This is a genomic window from Neobacillus drentensis (assembly GCF_036966985.1).
Taxonomy (GTDB): Bacteria; Bacillota; Bacilli; order Bacillales; family Cytobacillaceae; genus Neobacillus; species Neobacillus drentensis_E.
Genome location: NZ_JBALSN010000418.1, coordinates 1 through 5,987, shown reverse-complemented (window position 1 = coordinate 5,987; position 5,987 = coordinate 1). Strand labels below are relative to the sequence as shown.

Annotated in this window: 5 protein-coding genes; 4 read left to right on the top strand and 1 reads right to left on the bottom strand. The window is 39.2% G+C overall.

The features are described from left to right. Together V7659_RS23945 and V7659_RS23940 are read left to right on the top strand one after the other, a co-directional pair. Positions 1-713, top strand: a 713-nt coding sequence (locus V7659_RS23945; RefSeq protein ID WP_335542653.1) for an MFS transporter, incomplete at its 5' end; no start/stop codon positions are given. A 127-nt stretch (positions 714-840) separates the two neighbouring features. Next, the gene (locus V7659_RS23940; protein WP_335542652.1) at positions 841-1,296 is read left to right on the top strand and encodes a CBS domain-containing protein; all 456 of its coding nucleotides are present in this window, start codon (positions 841-843) and stop codon (positions 1,294-1,296) included. A gap of 412 nt (positions 1,297-1,708) precedes the next feature. Here the strand turns inward: V7659_RS23940 and V7659_RS23935 are convergent, their stop codons facing one another. Further along, entirely contained in the window at positions 1,709-2,635 is a 927-nt protein-coding gene (locus V7659_RS23935; RefSeq protein WP_335542651.1) for a LysR family transcriptional regulator, read from the bottom strand. Between the two features lie 143 nt (positions 2,636-2,778). Here V7659_RS23935 and menE point away from each other — a divergent pair, with 143 nt between their 5' ends. Beyond that, positions 2,779-4,293, top strand: coding sequence for an o-succinylbenzoate--CoA ligase (gene menE, locus V7659_RS23930; protein WP_335542650.1), 1,515 nt, complete (start codon positions 2,779-2,781; stop codon positions 4,291-4,293). 74 nt (positions 4,294-4,367) lie between these two features. Next, a complete protein-coding gene (locus V7659_RS23925; protein WP_335542649.1) occupies positions 4,368-5,888 on the top strand; it encodes an aldehyde dehydrogenase family protein in 1,521 nt (506 codons plus the stop codon). The last annotated feature ends 99 nt before the right edge of the window (positions 5,889-5,987 follow it).

Genomic DNA, 5,987 nt, shown 5'->3' with positions numbered 1-5,987 from the left:
ACATGATGCTGCTTCCGCTCTACCTTCAGAATGTCCGTGGCTATACAGCGATTGAGTCTGGCCTTCTCCTTCTTCCGGGTGCACTAATTATGGGCTTCCTTATGCCAGTTACCGGCAAGTTGTTTGATCGCTTTGGCGCGAAATGGCTAACTGTTATCGGAATGATAATTACGATCGTCACAACGATGGGCTTTACTAATTTGACAGACTCGACAAGTTATACCTTCTTGGTTCTAATGTCAACTGGGCGGCGCATTGGGATGGCCTTGATGATGATGCCTTTACAGACCGCTGGGTTGAATCAACTGCCACAGCAGTTAAGTGCACATGGAACTGCCATTAGCAATACCATTCGGCAAGTTGCCGGTGCTGTCGGGACTTCACTCCTTGTTACTGTTATGTCAGACCGAACAAAATCACATCTGCAGGACATGATTCCAACTGCCGCTGCTAAGGGCTTGACTCAAGGGCAGCTTATAAAGGAAGCGACTATTCAGGGGATTAATGACGCATACCTCGTCATTATAGGGATTGGCATCATTGGATTACTTCTTTCCTTCTTTATTAAGAAAGTTAAACAAGCTTCCGAAATAGAGTCCAAAGCTATTTTGGAAAAGGTACAACAAAGAAGTTTAAAACAACCTAACTTAACCAACATAATTGATAAGTTAGTACATTGGGAAAACCGTCGAGATTATCTTGGCGGTTTTTGATTCTCTATTAGTTTGTAAAATAAAGTTAGTATGACAATGGGCTCGCTCTGTATGGCACTCTTCTGGCACCTGCTATTGGTACAACGATTGTTGTTAAATAACTAAAATTACTTGTTAGGAGAAAGTTATGAAAGCATATGAAATCATGATTCCACAAGTGTATAAAGTAAAGGAAAACGACACCGTCCGATCAGTCATTGAAAAATTCATTCAACACAATATCGGCGGTCTTCCTGTGGTCAATGACAGAAACCAAATTGTGGCGTATATTAGTGACGGTGATATCATGCGAAATATTGGCAAGCATGAAAATCGGATTTTTGATGCTTATTCCTATTTTGCCTATATCAAAGGAGATGATGAGGAATTTGAGGAAAGAGTGCATAAATTGCTGAATCTGAATGTTCTTCAAATCGCTAAAAGAAGAGTTATAAAAGTTTCATGGAACGAAGAAATAGAGAATATTGCGTCTATTCTTGGAAAAAAACAAATTAAAAAACTGCCAGTGGAGCGTAATGGAGTATTGGTGGGGATTATTAGCCGTGGAGATGTCATTAGACATTCCTTTAAATCCATCATGTAACAAAGTTAAATGAAGCAAAAGATTCCATTCTACTTAAGCATTGTCCTCCTAAAACTACTCACAACATTATAACTTCTGTCTTTGACATCAACGATAGGTATCCGCAATTAATAATAGTAAGCAATGATAAAAAACATTTGATTCAGTGTATGAAACGGTAAAGAGTATAGAATCTTCTCAGACCGAAGACGTAATTAGTTTACTGAAATTACAGAATAAGACAGTTGATTTTGAGGTAGACTATGTTAACAACAAATTTTACTGACTAGTCAAAGAGTTAAAGCCCTTACATACCCAAATATTAGTTAATAATAATGTGAAAGTTTATGATTGAATGAAGCACCAGCCTTTGCAACAAGAAAGGCTGGTGCTCTTTTTGTGATTTAATTTTAGGATTCAATCCATCATTCCATTAAACATTAAAAGGTGAATGAGTCAGCATCCGTGAGTAGAACTTAAAATGTTCTAAAAATTTCCTTGTGTTTAGTGAATAATGATTATTTTCTGAGCGTACCCATCCTAACCCTATACTTTCCTGTTCATACTCTATTAGTTCGATAGGGACAATTTCGCCGCTTAAAATTTCAGGATCACTTATTAAGGTAAAATCAGGGACAAAACTAATTCCTAATCCTTCAACAATTGCTTTTTTTATTACTGCTGAATTGTCTGTTGTAAATAAAATATTCAATGGCCCAAATTGACTGGATAATTTATTTGCAAATCGTTTCACATAATCACCATTATATAGAATAACGTTTTGAGTCATTAGTTGTTGAGGAGTTATTGTTTTATGTAATGCAAATGGAGACGTTTTGCTGACGGCCACCATCATCTTTCCTTCAAGTATAACCTCAAATATGAGATCTTCTCCTTTTTTTAATAAATCTTCATAAATCGTGATTATGCCAATGTCAATCTGATTCTTTTGGACATGTTCAATAACATGCTGGGTGGTTTTTTCAGAGATTTCTATATTTACATTTGGATAAGCTTTTTTATATGCGGATAAAGGTTCCAATAGAAACAGCATAAAGCCAGGAATGGATGATAATTTTAAATTTCCGGTATGCACAGTGTTATAAGATTGGGCTTCTTCTTTAAATTCGTGAAGCTTCATTAATACTTCATAAGCCTTTTTAATTAACGTTTTTCCTTCATTCGTGGGAACGGCACCAAGTCTCCGGTTGCGTTTAAATAGTTTAACCCCAAGCTCATCTTCTAATTTAGTAATAGATTGACTAATTCCAGATTGAGAAACATGTAGGTTTTGTGCAGCAATAGAAATAGAGCCTGTTTCTGCAACCTTTACGATGTACTCAAGTTGTTCAATATGCATAGGTTTCTCCTTTTAATATAGAAGTATAGCTTATATATTCATCAGTAATGGTTGATTTATTTAAGTGTAAATTATATATATAATAAATTCAAGTAATTCCTAATTTTCTTAAACTTTTAAAAGATTGGAGGAGAAAGAAAAGAATGGTTTTGAATTTGAATGAGAATCTAAAGAACAGTGCAGCAAGATTTCCAAGTAATATCGCCTATACGTTCCTGAATCAAAGTAAAACGTATGCAGAACTTGATAAAGTGGTAGATTGTGTAGCTGCGGGGTTAACTTCTGCAGGAATCAAAAAAGGGGATAAAGTTGCTTTACTCCTTGGGAATTGTCCTGAGTTTGTAACTGCATACTATGGGATTCTTCGAGCTGGTGGTGTAGTGGTTCCAATTAATCCAACCTACACTTCAGGAGAAATTTCATATATTTTATCAAATAGCCATACGAAAGCTGTGATTACTGATGCTTCTTTAGAGTCAACAATATCTCTATTGAAAGAGCAATTAGAACATTTGAAGATGGTTATCTATACAGAATCGATCAAGTCTGAATTATCATGGGAGATTCTCTTTCAAGAAACAAATGATATTTTTGTAAGCCCTTCCATCCAGGAGGATGATCTGGCAGTTATTCTCTATACTTCCGGAACAACGGGAAAGCCGAAGGGCGCAATGCTATCCCATCGAAATATGGCGTCCAATGCTGAATCAAATTCTAGGCTTACAGAGTTCACAGAAGAAGATCGTATTATTGCTGTTCTTCCAATGTTCCATGTGTTTTCATTGACAGTTTGTATCAACGTGCCTATTGCCTGCGGGGGGACAATTGTCATTGTTCCGAAATTTAGTCCTTCTGAAGTGATAAACACGATTAGAAGAGAGAAAGCGACATTGTTTGCTGGGGTTCCAACCATGTTTAGCTTCATGCATCAGTTGCCGGAGACAACAGCAGAAGATTTAACTTCAATTCGCGCTTGTTTTTCAGGTGGTTCCGCGCTTCCGGTTGAACTGCTTCATAGATTTGAAGAGAAGTATAATGTACCCATTTTAGAAGGCTATGGCCTTTCTGAAACTGCCCCCACGACAGCCTTCAACCCATTACGGGGGACACGCAAACCTGGGTCTGTTGGCATAGATATACCTGGTGTAAAGAATAAAGTGGTAGATCCGGATGGAATGGAAGTTCCAAGAGGAGAAGTCGGAGAATTGATTGTAAAAGGTCCGAATGTGATGATGGGGTATTTAGGAATGCCGGAAGCTACATCTTCAGCCTTGAAAGATGGATGGTTTTATACAGGTGATTTGGCCCGAATGGATGAAGAAGGGTACATATATATCGTGGACCGTAAAAAAGATATGATCATTGTTGGCGGGTACAACGTCTATCCGAGAGAAGTGGAAGAAGTATTGTATCAACACCCGGCTATTGTGGAAGCAGCTGTAATAGGGATTATGGATAATGAATTTGGAGAGATTGTCAAGGCTTTCGTTGTATCTAACGATGAAAGTATAACGATCGATGACGTCTTACATTTCTGCCAGGACAAGCTTGCAAAGTACAAGCTGCCAAAACAAGTGGAATTTATGAAGGAATTACCTAAGAACAGTACAGGTAAAATTTTGAGAAGAGCTTTCCGTGTTGAACAAGTGGAAGTTTAATCAGTTTTGATAGAGATATATTCTAAAAAACATTTGTGGATTTTCAGGAGAGTAAATAATAAGGAGGAATTACGATGAAAGCAGCGTTACAAGTTTTGGAATTTCCACTCTATATAAACGGGGAGTGGAAGCCAGCATTAAGCGGTGAAACGTTTGAGGTAGTAAACCCTGCAACTGGTGAAGTCGCGGCAAAGGTAGCGAAAGCCGGGATCGAAGATGTGGAGGCGGCAGTTACCTCTGCACGACAGGCCTTTGATTCGGGAGTATGGTCGAAAAAATCTCCACAAGAACGTGCTCATGTACTTGTCCAATTTGGAAACAAGATTATTGAACATGCTGAAGAATTGGGCTACTTAGAGTCTATTAGTTCGGGGGCTACCGTTCGACGTATTTCAAACTTAGACATCCTATCCATTGTGGATCTCTTACAGCAAACAGCAAAGTTTACTGTAGAGTATCCGTATGTTGAGTCTCTTCCTACTGTACCATTTCCTGGACCAAGCAATAACCAAGTCTGGCGTGAGCCGCTTGGGGTTGTAGCAGCTGTGACCGCTTGGAACTTTCCAATGATTTTAGCTATGTGGAAAATTGCTCCTGCGTTGGCTATGGGTAACTCGATCGTGATCAAACCAGCATCCAATACACCGTTATCTACCTTGAAATTAGCGGAATTGGCTGTTGAAGCAGGATTACCGGCAGGTGTATTCAATGTTGTATCTGGCCCAGGTGCCAGCATTGGAGAAGCTCTTGTCACGCATCCAAATGTGGACAAAGTGGCTTTTACAGGTTCTACAGAAGTAGGAAGCCGCATTATGCAGCAGGCATCTAAAACGGTGAAACGCGTTACGCTTGAGTTAGGCGGGAAATCACCTGCAATCGTATTGCCGGATGCTGACATGAGCATTACCATTCCTGGTATTTTATTCGGATTCTTGAGCCACTCTGGGCAAGTTTGTGAATCCGGTACGCGTGTATTAGTACATGATTCCATTTATGACCAAGTAATAGAACAATTAACTGAGCTTGCAAGCACGATTACAATTGGAAACCCATTAGATATCGCAACGGGAATGGGACCGATGGTATCACAGCAACAATTGGATACCGTCCTCTCTTATATTGAATCCGGTATTCAAGAAGGGGCGCGATTGGTCTGCGGAGGAAAGCGTAGAATTGTAGAAGGCTTTGAAAATGGCTATTATATTGAGCCTACCATTTTTGCCGATGTTCAAAATGATATGAAGATTGCTAGAGAAGAAATCTTTGGTCCTGTTCTTTCAGTCATCCGTTACTCCACAGTTGAGGAGGCAATCGAAATTGCGAATGACACGATTTATGGATTAGCAGGTGGAGTTTGGACAAAGGATGTAAATAAAGGAATGAAAATAGCCCGTGAATTAAAGGCTGGAACAATCTGGATCAATGATTGGCATATGCTCCGTAGTGATGCTCCATTTGGAGGATACAAACAAAGCGGTTTCGGGCGAGAATTAGGCCGCCACGCACTGGACGAATATTCGCAGCTAAAGCATGTTCACTGTTCACTCGTACCTGAAGTAAGCCAAAGACCTTGGTACCAAATATTATTGGGATAAAAAAGATTAATTTATTAATACAAGGCTATCTTAACGCCTAATTTTGAATTTGGCACCCTGTTGACTGCAACGGAAGGCGCGAAGACTCCTGCGGGAGGA

Excerpts from the sequence above, each read along its gene's own strand:
- V7659_RS23940 (WP_335542652.1), top strand. The coding sequence starts at position 841 with ATGAAAGCATATGAAATCATGATTCCACAAGTGTATAAAGTAAAGGAA.
- menE (WP_335542650.1), top strand. The coding sequence starts at position 2,779 with ATGGTTTTGAATTTGAATGAGAATCTAAAGAACAGTGCAGCAAGATTT.
- V7659_RS23935 (WP_335542651.1), bottom strand. The coding sequence starts at position 2,635 with ATGCATATTGAACAACTTGAGTACATCGTAAAGGTTGCAGAAACAGGC.
- V7659_RS23925 (WP_335542649.1), top strand. The coding sequence starts at position 4,368 with ATGAAAGCAGCGTTACAAGTTTTGGAATTTCCACTCTATATAAACGGG.